This window comes from Fodinisporobacter ferrooxydans (genome assembly GCF_022818495.1).
Lineage (GTDB): Bacteria > Bacillota > Bacilli > Tumebacillales > MYW30-H2 > Fodinisporobacter > Fodinisporobacter ferrooxydans.
In genome coordinates this window covers 2,903,603-2,922,545 of record NZ_CP089291.1, presented here as the reverse complement: position 1 = coordinate 2,922,545, position 18,943 = coordinate 2,903,603, and the positions used below count along the sequence as shown (strand labels likewise).

Annotated in this window: 16 protein-coding genes; 1 reads left to right on the top strand and 15 read right to left on the bottom strand. The window is 41.8% G+C overall.

Annotation, left to right across the window (positions count from 1 at the left end; translation table 11 throughout):
• Positions 1-59: 59 nt before the first annotated feature.
• The 6 genes from LSG31_RS13900 to LSG31_RS13875 are packed head-to-tail and all read right to left on the bottom strand — an operon-like array spanning position 60 to position 6,986.
• Positions 60-377, bottom strand: a complete 318-nt coding sequence (locus tag LSG31_RS13900; RefSeq protein ID WP_347435691.1) for a thioredoxin family protein — start codon at positions 375-377, stop codon at positions 60-62.
• Complete coding sequence (grdC, locus tag LSG31_RS13895; RefSeq protein WP_347435690.1) at positions 374-1,825, bottom strand: glycine/sarcosine/betaine reductase complex component C subunit beta; 1,452 nt, start codon at positions 1,823-1,825, stop codon at positions 374-376. The genes LSG31_RS13900 and grdC overlap by 4 nt, the downstream gene beginning before the upstream one ends.
• A 45-nt stretch (positions 1,826-1,870) precedes the next feature.
• The gene (gene trxB, locus LSG31_RS13890; protein ID WP_347435689.1) at positions 1,871-2,845 is read right to left on the bottom strand and encodes a thioredoxin-disulfide reductase; all 975 of its coding nucleotides are present in this window, start codon (positions 2,843-2,845) and stop codon (positions 1,871-1,873) included.
• Positions 2,846-2,884: 39 nt separating this feature from the next.
• Positions 2,885-4,384 (bottom strand): SLC13 family permease, encoded by a 1,500-nt coding sequence (locus tag LSG31_RS13885; RefSeq protein WP_347435688.1) that lies wholly within the window; start codon positions 4,382-4,384, stop codon positions 2,885-2,887.
• A 28-nt stretch (positions 4,385-4,412) separates the two neighbouring features.
• Positions 4,413-5,723, bottom strand: a complete 1,311-nt coding sequence (locus LSG31_RS13880; RefSeq protein WP_347435687.1) for a glycine/betaine/sarcosine/D-proline family reductase selenoprotein B — start codon at positions 5,721-5,723, stop codon at positions 4,413-4,415.
• A gap of 9 nt (positions 5,724-5,732) precedes the next feature.
• A complete protein-coding gene (locus LSG31_RS13875; protein ID WP_347435686.1) occupies positions 5,733-6,986 on the bottom strand; it encodes a glycine/sarcosine/betaine reductase component B subunit in 1,254 nt (417 codons plus the stop codon).
• Between the two features lie 160 nt (positions 6,987-7,146).
• Here LSG31_RS13875 and LSG31_RS13870 point away from each other — a divergent pair, with 160 nt between their 5' ends.
• Positions 7,147-8,058 (top strand): LysR family transcriptional regulator, encoded by a 912-nt coding sequence (locus LSG31_RS13870; protein ID WP_347435685.1) that lies wholly within the window; start codon positions 7,147-7,149, stop codon positions 8,056-8,058.
• A gap of 437 nt (positions 8,059-8,495) precedes the next feature.
• On the opposite strand, the gene LSG31_RS13865 is transcribed toward LSG31_RS13870, so the two are convergent.
• The 9 genes from LSG31_RS13865 to LSG31_RS13825 form a co-directional block, all read right to left on the bottom strand.
• Positions 8,496-9,815, bottom strand: a complete 1,320-nt coding sequence (locus LSG31_RS13865; RefSeq protein WP_347435684.1) for a metabolite/H+ symporter — start codon at positions 9,813-9,815, stop codon at positions 8,496-8,498.
• Between the two features lie 27 nt (positions 9,816-9,842).
• Positions 9,843-10,871 carry a ketopantoate reductase family protein gene (locus LSG31_RS13860; protein WP_347435683.1) on the bottom strand — a complete coding sequence of 343 codons (1,029 nt, stop codon included), beginning with the start codon at positions 10,869-10,871 and terminating at the stop codon, positions 9,843-9,845.
• A 103-nt stretch (positions 10,872-10,974) separates the two neighbouring features.
• Positions 10,975-12,759 carry a M28 family peptidase gene (locus tag LSG31_RS13855; RefSeq protein ID WP_430734201.1) on the bottom strand — a complete coding sequence of 595 codons (1,785 nt, stop codon included), beginning with the start codon at positions 12,757-12,759 and terminating at the stop codon, positions 10,975-10,977.
• Positions 12,760-13,073: 314 nt separating this feature from the next.
• On the bottom strand, positions 13,074-13,871 hold the full coding sequence (locus LSG31_RS13850; protein WP_347435681.1) for an SDR family NAD(P)-dependent oxidoreductase: 798 nt from the start codon (positions 13,869-13,871) through the stop codon (positions 13,074-13,076).
• Positions 13,872-13,958: 87 nt separating this feature from the next.
• Entirely contained in the window at positions 13,959-14,402 is a 444-nt protein-coding gene (locus tag LSG31_RS13845) for an Lrp/AsnC family transcriptional regulator (RefSeq protein ID WP_347435680.1), read from the bottom strand.
• A 150-nt stretch (positions 14,403-14,552) separates the two neighbouring features.
• Entirely contained in the window at positions 14,553-14,963 is a 411-nt protein-coding gene (locus tag LSG31_RS13840) for a hypothetical protein (RefSeq protein ID WP_347435679.1), read from the bottom strand.
• Positions 14,964-14,977: 14 nt separating this feature from the next.
• Complete coding sequence (locus tag LSG31_RS13835; RefSeq protein ID WP_347435678.1) at positions 14,978-16,921, bottom strand: S9 family peptidase; 1,944 nt, start codon at positions 16,919-16,921, stop codon at positions 14,978-14,980.
• A 17-nt stretch (positions 16,922-16,938) separates the two neighbouring features.
• Positions 16,939-17,934: an ABC transporter ATP-binding protein gene (locus tag LSG31_RS13830; RefSeq protein ID WP_347435677.1), complete on the bottom strand. Its 996-nt coding sequence runs from the start codon at positions 17,932-17,934 to the stop codon at positions 16,939-16,941.
• On the bottom strand, positions 17,927-18,922 hold the full coding sequence (locus LSG31_RS13825) for an ABC transporter ATP-binding protein (RefSeq protein ID WP_347435676.1): 996 nt from the start codon (positions 18,920-18,922) through the stop codon (positions 17,927-17,929). Before LSG31_RS13825 ends, LSG31_RS13830 begins: the two co-directional genes overlap by 8 nt.
• Positions 18,923-18,943 lie beyond the last annotated feature (21 nt).

Here is an 18,943-nt window from a genome sequence, read left to right as displayed (position 1 = left end):
ATCTCCCATTTTTAAAGTTGAACTGTGCAAAACAATCGAAAACCAGACAATTTTTTTGGTCAGGCATACGCAACGATTAAATTTTCAATATCCTGAATCGTAATGTCCTTGCTGCTCAATCTGCTTACTTCTACGCCATCTTTGTAAAGTAAAAAGGATGGCAACCCGATCACGCGAATATCAATACAAAGTCGGCGATTTTGTACACTGTTTAATTTCACCATCTTGACTTTATCGCTATATGTTTCGGACAAGCGTTCCACTTGCGGCATTAAAGCAAGACAGGGTTGACAGGAAGGGCCCCAGATATCGATCAAAACAGGTTTATCAGATTCAATAACTTCCGTTGTAAAATTTTCTTTGTTAATCTCTATCATTGCTGCTGCACCCCTTTATTTTGTTCAATTAAAAATGACATGCCATCTGATAATTTTGTCATTTTTCCAAGGAACAAACTTCCTTTCGCAATAAACATGGCAGTATTGATTTCACCATCCATAATCATCTCCCTGGCATGAACCAGAAACGGAATGGATGCGGCAATATGCCCTTGTGTTGGTGAAAATCCGGGCATTCCATATTTTACTTCGAATTTAGGGATGTTTGATTTGTCCATTTCTCCCCGGATTGCGGCAATGCTCGCAAGTGTTCGATAGTTGGTTTTTGGTACGTTTCCATTGCCATTGGGTTCCGTAACTTCCGGATTGTGCAATTCTACCGAATATTTATCAATGTCTGTTATTTTTTTGCCGATATGCGCCAACGGATTTACAACGAGTGTTTGATAAATGTTCTGTGCGGATGATCCGGCTGATATATTGTGCTTTCCAACTGCATCGAGCCTCACCACCGGGCTTTTTCCATCATCTTTACCGATCAGAATTGCGACGGCGCCAAGTTGATCTTCCAGAATTGGCATATGATTTTTCAAATGTCCGGCATATTTCATCCCAAGTTTAGCCAGGCATCCTCCACCAATTACCAGCACCTCGTCATATAACCCGGATTGTACAAGGCTGGCAGCCACAACTATGGCATGATTCGGGGCACAGCAAAATGATTTCAAATCTGAACCGCTTGCGTTATCACAACCGGCCAGTTCAGCGATCGATTTCGCCATATTGCCGCCGCCACGTTGGTACCGGTCACCAACCGCCTCTTCGTCACACCCTATCACATAATCGATTTGTTCAGGTGAAATTTCAAACGATGTTAACACATGGCGCATGGCGATCAGACCGGATGCCTTATTGCATAAATTTTCCAATAAAATTTCGGGTGTTAAATTCTCATCCTCTTCATGCCCTGTTAAAAAACATCCGATTGTTTCCGTTTGATTTACATGCAACGGGATTCCTTTGCCGGATGCAACCGCTTCTTCAATCGCATCTCTGCTTGCGCCTTTTCCTAAACGCTGTAAATCACTCTCATTAATTAAAGGATGGTTTGCAAGCTTCCCTTTTACTTCCAATAAAAAACTCTCTTCGAGCATTACAAGGTTATATTCATCAGCTATCTTAAGCCATCCATAAAATTCGTCTTCCGGCATAATTTCACCAAATGCACTGAAACGGCTTGCATCTTTTATTGGCGATTGATACCAGGGGTTTTGCATGTCGCGCAAGACATCCGGCTTCAAATTGCCGATAAACACTTGATTAGGCGGATATGACAGCGCATCCTCATATCCTCGTAAACTTCCCAGTATTTTTTCGAGAAGAAGAGGATCCTTCTTGATTTCTCTTTCCGGTTTTGATCCGTAACGAACCAGACTCGGTGTATGCACAATTACAGATGAAGCTCCTTTAATCACAGGCTTTATCATACTAGCCTCCTGTTTGTCATGGAATCTCTTTTGTCATCGAATCTCTCAGACCGCATGTTTTTCTGATGGGGATCCGGATTCCTGTTTGCGCCTTTCATCTAACTCTTCCACGTACTGCTGGGCTGACTGGGCTGCCAGGCTCCCATCACCTGTTGCGGTTACTACCTGCCGCAACGTTTTCATCCGTACATCTCCGGCGGCAAATATGCCCGGCACATTTGTCCGCATCGCATCATCTGTCAGGATATATCCACTTGTATCGGTAATCCCCAAATGTTTTACACAATCGGAAATCGGATCCATCCCCACGTAGATAAATATGCCTTGGCAAGGAAACACCGTTTCTGCTCCCGTAATCGTGTTTTTTATTAAAACGCCGGATACCATTCCGTCTCCTTGAATTGCCTGCACTTGATGGTTCCAGACGAATTGGATTTTCTTATTCTCAAAGGCCCGCGTTTGGATAATTTTTTGCGCCCGCAGCTCATCGCGGCGATGTATGATCGTGACTTTGCTTGCAAAGCGCGTCAGGAATATCGCCTCTTCGACAGCCGAATCCCCGCCTCCCACAACGGCCAATTCTGCATCTTCAAAAAACGCTCCGTCACACACGGCGCAGTATGAGACTCCACATCCGGATAATTCGGATTCACCGGGAACCCCCAGTTTCCGATGTTCGGCACCTGTTGCCACGACAACCGCTTTCGCCTTATATTCGATCTCATCGACAACCACTGTTTTATACGGATATCCATCCCTGATTTCCTTGATAGATCCCCGGACATATTCCGAACCGAATTTTTTGGCGTGCTGAAACATTTTCTCAGAAAGTTCCGGTCCTAAAATGGATTCGTATCCCGGATAATTTTCGATTGCTTCCGTGTTGGCCATTTGGCCGCCCGGAACGGTTTTCTCAATCATCAGTGTTTTCATGTTCGCACGAGATGTATAAACGGCTGCGGTCATCCCTGCAGGACCCGCACCGGCAATAATGACATCGTATAAAGTTTCCCCTTCCAACAGCAGCCCTCCTTACATGGATCATTTAGCATGAATCATTCAAATTACGCCGAGCCAATGCCAATATGTCATTGCAAACAACCCGATTAGCAGCATGGATATAATCACCAATGGAATCGATAACTTGAGCATATCTTTCACTGTAAAGGTATTGGAGCCGAATGCGATGATAGCCATAGGATCGTTGACCGGCACAACGGCTGTAAATTGAATCGCGTAATACAGTATCAATGTAAAACCCCAGACATTCATATTTGCGACATGCAGATTCTGTGCAAATCCCAACACTGTCGGCACAAGCGCGGCTACGGCCGCCGTCCGTGCCGAAAATCCCAAACTGAATATTCCGAAAGCAAACGCCACAAGAATCAAAACAAGCCACATCGGCAAGTGTTCGAAGCCAAGCTGTCCGATTGTGCTTTTTGCAACCCAGGCAGCCGCTCCTGTCTTCAACAAATAGGTTCCTAGCGAAATCGCTGCACCAAACAGCATAATGGTGCCCCAATTGACCGATTTGACGATTTCGTCCCAAGATACTACTCCGATGCCGGGAAACAGAATGGCTGCAGCAGCCAGTACAGCTACTGTCGAATTGTCAATGGGTTGAATGGAACTTGTTGCCCAGAGAATGATCGTTGCAACCATGATGATAAGCAGCCGTTTTTCCTTGGCAGGCATCGGCCCCATGTCCCGCAATTTGGAACGAAGCAGTTGTCGGCCTCCCTCCAGCTCGTCCATTTCCGGCGGAAACATCCAGACGATCAGGAAATAAAGCACGACAAACATGGCAATGCTGAATGGCAAGCCATACACCAGCCAGTCGATCCATGAAATCGTATGATGTGTTGCCAGACCAATAAATCGATCTGCTTGCAATGGAGGCGCACCTGAGGTAAGAATACCAAGACCGGCAATACCGGACCCCTGTGCGACGATTAACAGCATGCCCTTCGCGAAATTTTGATTGTTTTTTATATTGTATTCCGCAATAATTCCCATACAAATGGCCGTCATGACAACAGCGACTGCTGCCTGTGCCGGCACCACCAGGACAAATATATAGCACATAACCGACAGCCCCAAATATACCCGCCTTGTATTCGTGCCTAGCACATAGAGAACACTTAGACCAATTCGCTGGGCTAATCCGGTTTTTCCTAATGCTGTTGCAATAATCAGAGCACAAGCGACCAAAACCCATATTCCTGTGGCGAATCCGGACAAGGCCATGTTAAGTGCAGCCGTTGTTCCGACAATGTGGCCATGGCCATCCGGAGTAAACCCCACAACGACTGCGGTCGCTGCAATTAAAATAATGGAACTGGCAGAATAGCTGACGGCCTCCGTGACCCACAGTACAACCATAAACAACAATACGGCCAATAAACTGTGCCCTGCAGGCTTAAGTCCATGTTGAAACGGAATGCTTAAAAAACCAAACAATATTACAAATGCAAACAGGATACTGCCAATCTTGATTTGTTTCTGTTTGTTGTCGATTGTTGCAATACCTGGCGCCATTGGCCCCGAATTTGCCATGTGTTTTCCCCCTCGAGAATCATGCTCTTTATTCAGTAAAAATCGTCGGACCTTCCACTTCGGTTTGCAAAGCTTGCAAAGCCTTCCAAACTAAATTGTGGCGCAATCGGCGTTCATCTTCTGAATTTCTAGCGGGATCACCGCACGGATGGGGAATGGAGATCGCCGGAATAATCCGATTGGATCGAACAGTTTTAGCAATTGTCGTTAATGTACATATCTGAGCAACTGGGATTCCGCTTCTTTCAATTTCTTTCGCTATCGTCGCACCGCAACGAGTACCGGTGCCTCAGGTTGATGTCAATATAACCGCATCCACCTGATACGTTTTTAAATCGTTTGCAATCTCTTGGCCGAAATGTTTCGCGTTGCCCAACGTTGTGCCGTTTCCGGTTGTTGAGTAAACAATGGGATGAATGTTGCCGATCGCCCCGGTGCGTTTCATATCTGCAAGAACATCTAATGGAACAAGTCGATTCGGATTTGCGTTGATGTATGTCCTGTCATAGCCGCCATGCACGGATTCGACATCTCCAACGGGCATTTCGTCCCATGCATCGATGGATATTTTCAGGTGTTTGGTTGCGCGTGAGGATTCCAGCAATTCAGGATTCCCACGCAACACGAGCCCGCCTTCCGTAACAATTGCAATCGTACTCTGTTGTAGGGACTTTATCGGCAAGGCTGGTTTTACTGTATCGAAGGCAGGCAATGCAAGCTCTGTGGCAAAAGGAAGCCCGGCTACTTTTTGCAAAAGCATATCGACTGCACGTTTTGCTCCGCTGGCTTCACAAAATCGATTTTCCCGAAACCCCCGGGTATGAAGCAGAGTTCTTTCCGTATCCGGTATTTCCTGTCCGTCCGATACCATTCTCCAGGCAATTTTGACAATATTTTCGAGGCTGCGTTTCATATCTCTTGCAGAATCCCCTGTACGAACAGCCGTAATCTCTTTGCGATATAAATCCAACCCCGGATTTTCTTCAAATAGTCCTGTGATCGCCGGTATTCTCAGTTCTTTTGTCACATCCCGGCAAACCCGTGCACAAGCCGGACCATAACGACCCGCATTAAAAGCCGGGCCGGCCACAACGAGATCAGGATTCAACGACCGTATCAGATCTACAACCTGCCTTGCTGCATCGTCAGTGTTCTCGGCAAAATAATTGTCACCGCAAATGACTGTGCCGATAACGGCAGCCTTGTCCCCAAACAGCGAGTCCAATACCACACCAGGACCGATCGCCTTTGCAACCAATTGCGGTGTCGCTCCCGCTTTATCCTCACCGCCAATCTGCCCAAAAAACTGATTCAGATAATGCACGATACGAATGGTCATTTGCTCACCTCAATTCTCTATACAAGTCATAGGCGATACGCCAAGGGGATTCGTGGAAGCGTAGATTTTGGCTAATGGCAGGGATAAACAGTCGTGCGGGTTTGCCGCCATGCCTTGCAATGAATCCCCGCCAAGCACCCTGGAAACTGTATCCAAATGTATGACTGCATCGTTGTTCCCCATTGTGACAATACCGTCAGCGCTTTCATGGAAATCGATCAAGGGTGGCATATCGCCATTCGATCCCGCGCTTTCGTTTACAATCAGCGTCGTCTTGATGCCATGTTGATTGCATGCTTCACTCACCAACATCAAATCGGTATCCGCATGCCCGCCGCCTTCTTTTGTAACGATTGCTCCATCAGCGCCAAGACTGCCAAGCATGTTTGCAACTAGCGTGGCGCTTCGGGTTTTGTCTATCAAATTGCTATATTCTGTGGTAACAACAATTCCGACAAAATGCAATTCCCTGCCATGCCTTTCCAATAATTCTGTGACGATTGGGTTCAGTACATGCAGATACGTAGGATTTTTGTTGCAAGCAATCACATAATTTCCGCTTTGAATCGCTCCATCCAACACTTCTAACGGACTCATAAAGAAAGGTAACGTATTGCGGGCGGATGCTCCATATACAAACGTGTCCCTAAGGCTGCCTTGCGCCTGTACATGGTATACATAACCGATCCGGGGCAGTTCTGTATTTGTCTGATCAACAAGTTTCCAGTCGTATTCTTCTATTTGATCCGGCATTGCAGCCTGTGTTGCAGCAGCCAAATAGTTCGAAATATGAAATAAGCAATCTCTTTGCATACGGTCATATTCTTCGCGTGTCAGTTCTCTTGAAAATGTACCATTTATAACCAAATTTATTGTTTGCGAAAAAATGGAGTACTTTGCCCCGGTTCCTGACATGTCGATGATTCCTTCTTGTATTCCTTCCGTGACTCCAGTTTGAATAATTGCCATACCATCCAACACATGTGTAACATTTTCACCTGCCGCATACGGCACAGAACCGCATGCACCCGAATAAGCAAATGGACGGTTCGGCTTCCAACGTGGTTGAACGATATCCATGATGTGCACAATCCTACAGTTTTCCCCCGGTCGGGCAATTTCCAACGATACAGACTCATACCCTAAAGAAAGTGCTATATCCGACAACTCATGATAGTTAATCGTTAAAATGCCCGCGCGAAATTCCGTTTTCCCGGCAAACTGGATGTCATTCACATAAAATTTATTGATTTGCAGCTTCAAATAGTCACCCCCCTCAATACAATTAAGAATGAGTATTTAAAATAGTTTGTTTATACATGTTTAGTGTAATAGAATAATGATCATACGTATAATCTTTTGTTCCTATCGCATGAATCGGTAAAACCGATCCATCATTTAACATCACATGGAGGCAAATACAATGGAACTCCGTCAAATCCAGTATTTTTTGGAAACGGCACGCTGTTTAAATTTTACACAAGCTGCGAGCAATCTTTTTGTCAGCCAATCTACACTCAGTGAGCAAATCAATAAGCTTGAACAAGACCTAAAATGCCAACTTTTCGAGAGAAATGGGAAAAAAATTCGACTGACTGAAGAAGGGGAATTCATGCGAAGTCGCTGTGAGCAAATTGTAAAGTACATGGCTGACACCATAGATGGTCTTCAGGATATACGTAACGGACTCAGAGGCAAGATCAAAATCGGAGCATTGCCTACGATAGCTTTGTCATGGCTCCCTCCGTTCATTGTGGATTTTTTAAAAGAATTTCCGGGAATTCAATGCTCGATAAAGGAATTGGGTTCCTCGAAAATAGAAGAATCTATTAAAAACTACGAGATTGATCTCGGCATAACCACTCTTCCTTCCAAGGAGACATCCTTTTTAACTTCCGTATTGTATGTTGAGAAATTAGTTCTTATAATCCCGGAACATCACCGATTCGCATCCTTACCCAAACATTCCCTGGACTTCAAAGATTTTAAAGATGAACCGTTTATTATTTACGAAAAAGGATTCCAATTGCGTGAGATCATATTAAACGGTTTCTTCAAGGCTGGATATCAACCAAACATCGTTATGGAAGTGGAGCGAACCGAATCGATAAAATATTTGGTTGAAAGCGGATATGGCGTTGCATTGGTACCGGAAACCTGTATAACTAATCGGCAACCTGGGTATCCCAACTACTTCCTTTTACGTTCTCCGCTGATCCGAACTGTCGGCCTTCTGACCAGACAACATGATTTGGAATTTTTGGCCATAAATACACTGATCGCACGATTGTTGCAATTCGATTACAGTGTACTCACTCGTTCTATAGAAGTATAGCAAATCAATTTACACCAAAAATGATTCCTTATTTAACCTTGCACCCGCCAAAGATTATAATTCTTAGAAAATTCAAATATGCATGTAAATGATTAAAATCCGATATCTTAATCCTTGCATGCCCCCGCTTTCAAATGAACTGTAATTAATGAATCCATACTCCTCTGCTACAAAAACAATCAATCATTTTCTTTCAAAAATCATGCAGATTCTGCCTGATTCTTAATATTTCCGATATTTTCACATAATCATTCTGTTAATTGATTAATGAGCATTAGTAATTGGTTCTATATATTTCTCTGTGCAAAAGGGTTCCCGATAATAAACCAGGAACCCTTATAATGAACCCAGAAAATTAGACACGACTTAGGGAGACCAGTACGTTATACTATAACTATGAGAAAATAATACAAACCTAAGAAAAACAAATGAATTTATTAATATAGATCATCTTTATTCGTTTCTTTGAGAGTGAGAAGAACAAGGAACGTTACAATAGCACACCCAATGACATAATAAGTTGGCGAAAAGTTATTGTGAGTAACAGAAATCAAATATGTTGCAATAAAAGGAGCTGTGCCACCAAACAGCGCAACGCCTAAATTATACCCAACAGACAATGCGCTATTTCGTACACGTGTAGGGAATAACTCTGCTAATGCAGCAGGACCCGTTCCGGAATACATGGCTTCAAATATTGCAAAGATGAATTGCGGTAATAGAACGAACAAGAATCCACCTTTTCCGATCAAAAAGAACACAGGGTAACTGAAAAGAATAAATCCTAAACACGAGCATATTAGCAATGGTTTTCTACCAAATCGGTCTGAAAGATGCCCCATGAACGGCACAATTAACATAAAGAATGTCAGTACAATCAGATTTGCAGCTAAGGCGAAACTAAAGGACAAATGTAGAACTTTATTAATGTAAGTTGGCAAATAAGCCAGAAAAATATAATAGGAAACTGTCCAATGCATGGTAAAGCCGATTGATTTTAAAATTTGTTTTGGATGTTTCGCAAACATTTCTTTCAAAGGCGTCTTTACAATTTCATGTGACCCTTCTGCTTCTTTAAACATAGGCGTATCATCAACCTTCATGCGAAGGTAAAGACCTACGAATCCAAGAACAATACCTAACAGGAAAGGAATTCTCCATCCCCATGAATTAAGTGTTTCATGCGACATGGAAAATGAGAAGATGGTTGAAACAAGAGAACCAGCAAATAAACCTGCGCCTGTACTAACCTGCTGCCAACTTCCATACAGTCCTCTTTTTGTTTTTGGTGCATATTCTACTAAGAAAGAAGTAGAACCGCCCCATTCTCCGCCGGCAGAGAATCCTTGAATTAAACGTGCAACCACGAGTAGAATGGGAGCAGCTACACCTATTTGTTCATAACTAGGAACGATACCAATTAAAACTGTGCCAATTGCCATCATAATAACCGACGCTGCTAAAGCCTTTCTTCGTCCAACCCGATCCCCATAAGGTCCAAAAAAAAGCGATCCCAACGGCCTCATAATAAAACCGACGGCAAAAACTGCAAAGGTCAGTAAAAGAGAAGCAAGAGGATCTTTCGACGGGAAAAATTGTTTAGAGATAATTGCTGCATAAAATCCATAAATAGACCAATCGTACCATTCCATTACGTTTCCGATAGAACCAGCAATGACAGCTTTACGAATCATTGCTTTTTCTGCCAGCTCGGAATCAGTCTTCACAACGTTTGATTGTAGATTTGTCAATGGCATATGTACCCTCCTAAACAGATAGTTTCTTTAATTTATTCGATTTTTTAATTCCACAATGTTATTCCATGACATTTTACGAGACCCATTTTCAATTTCCTGGATCATTGAAACAACTTTTTTGGTCAATTCCATCGAGATCCCTAACTTTTTCCCTTGTTCAATCACAGGATTTAAGTGATAGGGCACCTCTGTCTTTCGCTTTCTCACTGCTAGATCACGCCAGATTCCACTCTTCACCTTTTTATAGGAGCGTAAACGTTTGATGAGAGTATTCCATTGATCATTTAATTTTGCCGCATCCCTTGTTTCTTTTGGATAGATGAGAGTCGGCTCCCAATCATCAAAACCCATCGGTGAAATCTCTAAACGATTTGCTACGGATAATGTTTCACTTGCTAAAACAAAGAGTAATTCCCGATTCTCCATCGGTTCTATGACATCTGCCATGGTTTCATCTACTAAAGCTGTAGCTGTTAATACAGCGCCATAAGCAAGTTTGCTCCATAGATATCCCCATATATTGTTAGTCATTTGTGCTGGGCCCCACGCTAATAGCATTTGATGGATTTGTTCAAGGCGAGGAGTTATTTTTCCATCCAATTCACCGATATATAAACTTCCAACGCCCCCATATTGGATTACCCCCGGTTCCATATAATCAGCAAACAAATTCACAAAACATCCCATTGTTCGTTCTTTCCCTATTATTGAAGCGATAACATTTTCACATAATCCATTTTGCATGGAGAGTACAATTGAATTAAAATGCAAATGATGAATAATAGGGCGTAACGCTTGTTCTGTATGCTGTGCTTTAACTGCAAGAATAACAAGATCAACATTTTGACATTCTTGGCGGGCAAACTCTTCAGCATCTATTGCCTTAACCGGAATATTTATTTTTTGGTTATCAACATCTATTGTCAATCCTGAAGCTTTTATCGCTTCAATATGTTCCTTGGCGATGTCTGCCAAAGTAATATCATATCCCGCTTTCGATAAATAACCGCCTACTACACCACCAATGGCACCAGCACCTACAACGTAAACTTTCATGAATGTCTCCTCCTGTGAAGTAGTGACAAATAAAAGCTGTTCCCGCTTCTACCGCGCGCTTCGCTGTACGTCCAAATTCTTCAATAATTTTCTCTATTTCACCTTACGATAAAACCTTGGCACCTGCGCGATTTAGGTTCGATAACAATTCCTCAGTAATCCTATTGGCTCTTTTTAAGTCAAAATTAATTTCGTTGATTCTTCTTGTAAGGAGGGTAACTAACATATAATACTCATTTGTTCCAACTTCTACTTCAGCAAGTCGATGTAATTCGGCAAGAGATGGAATAGGTGGCTGTTTTAAAGCAACATCATGATCGAAAATACTACCCTTTACGTAATTCAATGGTACTAGGATACGAGATAGTTCCATAATCCAATCATTTATAAGGTGGATTTGATAAGCAGAAAGTGCATTCGCATCAGCTAATTGATAGACGTCTATCACCTGTTTTTCTAATGATGTTATTCGATTTAAGATTTTATTCAAATCTAGCTTACCTTCGACTTTCAACTGGTAATCTTTTAAATACCCTGCTAATTCTTGAATTGCAGCAGCTTGATTGAGCGGAATCAAATCTTCCGAGCATGCACGAACAATTGCGGCTACATAAATTTTACAATCTCGTTTTAAAAATTCTGGATCAATTTTATCCAAAGTATCCTCTGTTGTATGCCACCACCAACCAAAACCACCCGCTTTTCCTCCGCCGAACAATTGTGCAAACGCCGTTGCAGAAGGATCCAACGAGGCAGGTTGTTCAGAAAGACCCATAAAGATGGACGGGGTACCGGTTCCCCAAAAAGATTGGTCACCTGCTCTCCCATAGCGAGTACCCTGATATTCCTCATTCGCGAGCAATCCTACGACACTCGCTGCCAAATCTTTAGTTTCAGCCATACAATTGGATTCGCTTAATACTGTTGCCCCTTTGGCACCAACCGAATCAATATTGACATGTAAAACGCAGTTTTCATAAAGATCTTCCCAATTCTGATCACAATACCACGTAGAACCGGCATAGCGACCGTGGGAATGTCCAGACCAAAAAGCAAAACGCAAAGATCTACGAAGTTTGTTGCGCTGTTTAGACAAAATACGGGCTACTTCTACCATAGTCGCATTTGCAGAACCATTATCCATTGCCCCATAGTGCCATGAATCAATATGACCGCTAAACAAAACATATTTATCAGGTTCAACAGATCCTGGAATTTCTGCAATTAATGTTGGTATCTGACGCCAATCAGTATCCACTTGTGTTTTCAACCATACATTTGTTTTCTGATTATCACTTTGTTCCAAAATCCCCTTTATCGCATCTCCATTTGCATGATTAACTGAAACTACAGGTATTTTCGGCAAGTTATTAACGGTTTCAGGTGTCGGATTCCCCCAAACTGGAGATACAATCATCTCATGTGTATACTTGGCATTAATAAATAGGGCTGCAGCGGCTCCCATCTCCTGTGCAATTTTTACCGCACCGGGAACTGCAAGCCCATCTATAAGAACAGTTTTCCCTTTGGCATCAATGTCCTTATAGTCTGCGTAAAATCCCTTACTAACATAGACAAGTTCTCCTAGAATTCCATCATCAGAAGTAGGCGTAGACATGGAATGAGTAATACACGGAAATACAGTACCGTTTACCCGCAGCTCAGCATTTCCCGGTAAACTTATATAAGCGTTGGAAAACATTAGCTTTGTAGAAAGTCCAAACCCATCTAACGTTTGTTTTACATATTCAAAAGCCCGTAATTCTTCTGGTGTGCCGGAAAGCCGAACTTCTCTAGCAATCTGCCTGTTATATTCCATAAGAAAAATTTCATTAACCTCATTCATAAGGTCAGCAATAAGATTAGCTATATGTGTTTTCAAAATCATATACCTCCTGTTGACAGAATATTTAAAAATTATTATTTGCAAATCTTTCTATTAATAAGGAAACCAAGGCGCTACGGATCGGCATTTCAGATATTACAAGATGTTCATAATTCGCATGGGCCCCATCTCCAATCGCACCTAGACCATCAATGGTAGGAGCAATCGGGGCTGTAAAATTCCCGTTCCGCCACTTGATCCGTTAACACTTTGTTTCTGGAAGGTGACTCCTGTTCTACTAGTAATCTTAAGTTTTCTAGCATTTCGTCTTGTTTTTCTTGTAAAAACATAAACGTCTCGTTCCTATACCAAATCTCCTAAATGGTTTTTGATTGAAACACGCGGCCTGCCGAATATCCTCCGTCTACCAACAAATTCTGCCCGGTTATGTAATTCGACCGATCAGAGGCAAAGAATAAAACTGCCTCTGCTATTTCTTGGACCAATGCAGCACGTCTTATTGGGCAATATGAAAGTTTCTCTTTATGTTCTTTTTGTGCTTCTTCTGTTGTCAACGTAGCTATTAAGGTTGCCGTTTCCACCAATCCCGGTCCCACTGCATTTACTCTAATTCCATACTGTGCCCATTCCAAAGAAAGAACTTGCGTTAACATTTTGACTGCTGCCTTCGATGAACAATAATGTGCTACACCGGGCCTTGCAACTTCACTGGCTGTTGAAGATATATTAACGATTCGTCCTCCATTCTTTTGATTTTTCATTTTAACTGCAGCCGCTTGCGCCAGAAAAAAGCTTCCTTTTACGTTAAGATCAAACACGTTATCCCATTCTTTCTCCGTAATTTCGAACGAAGAAGTTGATGGATAGATCCCGGCACAATTGACCAAAACATCTAACTTTCCAAAACTTTCTATTGCAAATTCGACAATTTTACTGCAACCAGAGGGATCCCTTATATCTACCATTAATTCATTGGCTTTATCTTCCCCATACTTTTCTTTGAATTCATTTACAGTATCTAATAGATTTTCTCTATTAATGTCTACAAGTATTACCCTGGCATCTTCATCTAAGAAAGCTTGAGCAATCCCTTTTCCAATCCCTAATGCTGCACCAGTCACGATGACCACATCGTCTGCCAGGCCATAACTCATTTGAATATACCCCCTACACACAATAGGTTAAATATTCTGATAAATATTGTTGTAAATGAGAGTAGCCATTAAGCTACTCTAAAATCATTACTTGACTCCCCAGTCGTAGGACTGCTTATATATCCTTAATATGACAGAGGAATCAGTATCCTCAATTCCATCGATCTTACTCAGTTCCTCTGTTAATATTCTGTATAACTCCTCGTTTGAAGAAGTTATAATTTCTGTAAACAGATCAAAACTTCCCGTTGAAACAGCAACAAATCGTACTTCTGGAATTTTTACAATTTGATCCACGACATCTTCCAGCTTATTTAACCGTACCTTCAAACCCAACATAGCAACTGTTGACATTCCAGTTAAAAATGGATCTACAACACCAACTATTTTCAAAATATTATTCTCAATTAACTTTTGCACTCGATTTCTCACTGTTGCAACCGTAACATTTAAATCGTTTGCAATTTCCGTGTAAGAGGTTCGACCATCCTTCTGCAGATATTCGATAATGCTTTTATCTGTTTCATCCATATCAATTATCCCTTTGTTTCGATCATAATGTGTAACCGTTACCACCCCTTATTTTTAATAGACCTTCGATAAAACTGAGGATGGATCGGTAAAGCTGCTAAACAATCCATTCATTTATCAGGAACTTATAATAAGTGTATATTTTATTTTTTATAATTTCAATACGTTATTTTTAAAAAAAATATAATAATTCGTATTGTTTTTTGTACATATTGAACAGATGGTTAAAACCGTCAATCTATAGCCATTTAAAAATCCGTTACTTGCACCGCCCGTACTTGCCTCCGTTAGCGAAAAGTTTAATCGCTCTGCCAAAGCAACTGCATTAGGAGTCTGTCTCTCCCCTGAACCTATACTTAGTTTGGCGATATCACCAAATTCTGTTTGTGGAATCCATTCAACCAATGCTCCCGTTAATTCTATAAAACGTTTTACAAAAAACTGCATTGCTTTATCTGTTAAATATTTATTCTTGGTAGGGGAATCAAGATTCACCAACTCTTCCAAATCGGCTAACATCGTTTGCAGATTACTTGTGATATAATTCGATAATTTATCCAAAATAACCCCCCGCTTTATGAATGCAACTCAATCCACTCCAATATTGCACGTAATCGTGCTAAACGATGTTTTGGACGACCGGATGAAGCAAGAGTGTGGCTGGCACCAGGGAACCGAATGAATTTAACCTGTTTACCTAATCTTCGCAGTGCTGTAAACCACTGTTCTGATTGTTCAATGGGGCAGCGGTGATCTTCTTCCCCGTGAATTAATAAAACCGGGGTGTCAACTTCATTTGCATATCGAATAGGAGAACGTTCGAGAATGAACGGTTCATTTGTCCATAAATCTGCACCATTTAACTCCGTTCGGTTTATGCTAAATCCCAAATCACTATTCCCGATTTTGCTATATAAGTTACATATCGATCGTTCTGAAATTGCTGCCCGAAATCTTGAATCGTGGCTGATGATCCAATTCACCAAGTATCCCCCGTAACTTCCTCCTGAAAGAAAAAGCGGGCGAGCTAATGTATCCTTTTTATCGATACAGTCCAAAAATCCCAATACATCATCTGCATCGCTTTTTCCCCATTCACCAAGAATTGAACTTGAAAAGCATTGCCCATACCCATAACTTCCCCTTGGATTGCAAAAAACGATTTGATATCCTTTGCTGCATAAATACCAAAAATCAAAAGAAAAAGAATTGCCAAATGCCAAATGCGGTCCCCCATGAATGACAAGTATCGTACCTCGCATCTCATTCAATGGTTTCTCGGCGCACCGCATGAGCCATCCATGAATCTCCTTCCCATCTTCGGAAGTGTGCTGATATGAGTGAACTTCCATTTTCGGCCAATGTGAAACGGTATCATGGTTAAAATTTGTTAGCTGTTGGACTTGAATATTTGTATCGTAATCCCAATTCACCTGCAAGATTTCCGCTGGCTTATCAAATGAATCCCCTAAACAGATAAGATTGCATTCCGTTTCGTCACATCGTCCAAGGTCAAAAGAAATTACGTTACATTCGATTGGTATTTCTGTAACTTTCAATGAATGTAGGTGGTAAATCAAAATACTTTGTCTGCCGTTTTTCGTTCCAGTAAAAACAATACAATTTTGTTCTCGCAAAACACGTGCAACCGGATTTATCCCCGTTCGTTTTACATCACTTAAAATAAAAAATCCCACAGGTACATCGATATCCCATGAAAGCCATTCGGCTGGTTGATTCTCTGGCAATCGGAATATTTTATCAAACTCAACACTGTTTTCAGAGAATCTCTTTCCAACACCATAAAGCACTCCATCACCCATGACTAGTAATGAAGAGATGGAACGAACTTGTGGATCCCAGATCGTAGTATTTCCTGTATTCCTATCAAGGATCGCTAGTTTTGGATGCTTTTCTACATCGTTTTTCTCTGGGTAGTCCATTACATAGGCGAATCGATTTCCATTTGGAAAATAAGCAGGGCATCCGTGGTCTGATTCCATATTCGTTATTTGTTTTATTTGTTTTGTCAAAAGATCCACAGTAAATATGTGAGTAAAACCAGGGGTCATTCCTTCTCCATCAAGCTTATAACGCAATCTGTTAACAGAGTACGCTTCTTTCGTATCTTGAACCCTACTTATAAACGCAATTTGATCACCCTCTGGGCTCCATACGAAATCTCTCACTTTAATTCCTGGCGTTATTCTTGCCTGCACCCCTGCCAAAACATCATATAACCAGAGCTCATCCTTGCCTTGAATCGAACGTAAAAAAGCGATACGCGTTCCGTCCTCTGACCACTTGGGACTATGATCAGCAAATTTCCGATCCGCTTCAACAAATACAAACTGTGATTCTCGTGTCGTGATGTTAAAGAAGACTAATTCACTTCGATACGTATCATGTTCCATATCGAGTGTGCTTTTCGAAAAGACGATTTGACTTTGATCTTTTGGATGGATCGATGGAGTACCAAGCATCATCAGATTTGCCAGATCTTCTGGACGAAGACTCATTGTACTTCCCCCTTGCGTTATGTATTCAGTGATGCAAAATGACAAGCAACCCAATGATTTGCTTCGATCTCTTTCCATTCCGGCTCCTGAATTCTGCACAATTCTTCAGCAAATGGGCAACGCGTATGAAACCGGCATCCAGAAGGAGGTGTCAAAGGGCTGGGTAAGTCGCCTTTAAGAACAATTCTTTCCTTTTGACGTTGTAATTTAGGATCAGGAAGGGGAATGGCGCTCATTAGTGCTTGCGTATATGGATGAAACGGAGTAGCAAAAATTGCATCTGTATCCCCTAGTTCCACCATTTTTCCTAAATACATGACCCCTACTTGACTGCTAATATGGCGAACCACCGATAAATCATGTGAAATAAATAGATATGTTATTCCCAATTCATTTTGTAATCGTTGAAATAAATTTACGATTTGTGCTTGAACGGAAACATCAAGGGCAGAAACAGGTTCATCACAAACAATGAATTTCGGGCGTAAGGCAATCGCACGTGCGATAACGATACGCTGCCGCTGGCCCCCGGAAAATTCATGCGGATATTTTTCCAAACAGCTTTCCGGGAGGCCAACGAATTCTAGAAGCTTCTTAATTTGATTGATTAATTCTGAGCCGCGATAAAGACGATGAATCTTAAAAGGCTCTGCAAGTATATCTTTGATTTTCATACGAGAGTTTAGAGAAGAATATGGATCCTGAAATACGATTTGCATTTCTTTGCGCAGTTCTTGTAGTTCTCTTCGATCCAGTGCAGTTATCGTACGTCCCTCAAATAAAACGTTTCCTGAAGTAGGATGTGTCAGATGTAAAATTGCTCGACCTGCTGTTGATTTCCCGCAGCCACTTTCCCCGACGATCCCTAAAGTAGTACCAGACTGTATTTGAAATGAGATGCCGTCCACTGCCCGAACGATTCGATGCTTACCAGAGTGTGTATTTACTTTGTAATGTTTTTTTAAATTTTCTACCACCAATAACGGTGTAGAATTTGCTGCCACGTTATCCATGCAACACACTCCCCTTCGGAATCACATGCCAACAAGCAACCATATGATTGTTTTCAATCGGTTTCAAAGTGGGATTTTCCGTACGGCAAATTTCGGATACATGTGTGCACCTGCTTTGAAACGGGCAGCCGCTCGGGAGTCTTGATAAATCCGGGACACTTCCAAAAATCGAGTATAATTCTTTTTTGTGTTCACCAAATAAACTTGGGATACTTTGTAACAGCCCAATCGTATAGGGGTGTGCAGGCCGTTCAAACAAATGATCTACAGTTGCAATCTCCACAATCTGTCCAGCGTACATGACTGCTACCCGATCCGCAGCATCCGCAATCACACCCATATCGTGTGTAATAAGTAAAATTGAAGTTTGATAGGTACCTCGTATATGTTTCAGTAAATCAAGTATTTGGGCTTGTATCGTTACATCTAAAGCAGTCGTCGGTTCATCAGCAATCACCACTTTTGGTTCACAGGCAAGCGCAAGTGCAATCATCACTCGCTGCCGCATCCCGCCGGAAAGTTCAAAGGGAAACTGATTGTAACGTATTTCAGGTTCAGGAATTCCAACTGAATGTAATAATTGAATGACTCTTTGCCTTCGTTTCAACCTTTTCATGTTTCGATGCAATAGGAGTGTTTCTTCAATCTGTCGTCCAATTGGAAGTAATGGATTTAATGCCGTCATTGGTTCCTGAAATATCATCGACATGATATTTCCACGAATCTTCCGCATTTCTGATTCTGTTAGTTGAGTGACAGGTACACCATCAATTTGAACAGTACCGTCCGTAATTCTGGTATTCGGTGCCAAAAGCCGCATAATGGAGAGCGAAGTAAGGCTTTTGCCACATCCACTCTCTCCAACCAATCCAAGAATTTCAGCACGGTGCAATTGAAAACTTATATTTCGCAATGCGGTTACTTCATGCCCCGTCTTTTCAAATACCACTGATAAATTTTCAACATTCAGCACAACTTCATCTGCCATCATAGACACTCCCTACTGAAT

Bases quoted from the DNA above. Each gene is read 5' to 3' on its own strand.
- LSG31_RS13900 (WP_347435691.1), bottom strand. From the start codon at position 377: ATGATAGAGATTAACAAAGAAAATTTTACAACGGAAGTTATTGAATCT.
- grdC (WP_347435690.1), bottom strand. From the start codon at position 1,825: ATGATAAAGCCTGTGATTAAAGGAGCTTCATCTGTAATTGTGCATACA.
- LSG31_RS13885 (WP_347435688.1), bottom strand. From the start codon at position 4,384: ATGGCAAATTCGGGGCCAATGGCGCCAGGTATTGCAACAATCGACAAC.
- LSG31_RS13870 (WP_347435685.1), top strand. From the start codon at position 7,147: ATGGAACTCCGTCAAATCCAGTATTTTTTGGAAACGGCACGCTGTTTA.
- LSG31_RS13865 (WP_347435684.1), bottom strand. From the start codon at position 9,815: ATGCCATTGACAAATCTACAATCAAACGTTGTGAAGACTGATTCCGAG.
- LSG31_RS13860 (WP_347435683.1), bottom strand. From the start codon at position 10,871: ATGAAAGTTTACGTTGTAGGTGCTGGTGCCATTGGTGGTGTAGTAGGC.
- LSG31_RS13855 (WP_430734201.1), bottom strand. From the start codon at position 12,759: ATGATTTTGAAAACACATATAGCTAATCTTATTGCTGACCTTATGAAT.
- LSG31_RS13850 (WP_347435681.1), bottom strand. From the start codon at position 13,871: ATGAGTTATGGCCTGGCAGACGATGTGGTCATCGTGACTGGTGCAGCA.
- LSG31_RS13845 (WP_347435680.1), bottom strand. From the start codon at position 14,402: ATGGATGAAACAGATAAAAGCATTATCGAATATCTGCAGAAGGATGGT.
- LSG31_RS13835 (WP_347435678.1), bottom strand. From the start codon at position 16,921: ATGAGTCTTCGTCCAGAAGATCTGGCAAATCTGATGATGCTTGGTACT.
- LSG31_RS13830 (WP_347435677.1), bottom strand. From the start codon at position 17,934: ATGGATAACGTGGCAGCAAATTCTACACCGTTATTGGTGGTAGAAAAT.
- LSG31_RS13825 (WP_347435676.1), bottom strand. From the start codon at position 18,922: ATGGCAGATGAAGTTGTGCTGAATGTTGAAAATTTATCAGTGGTATTT.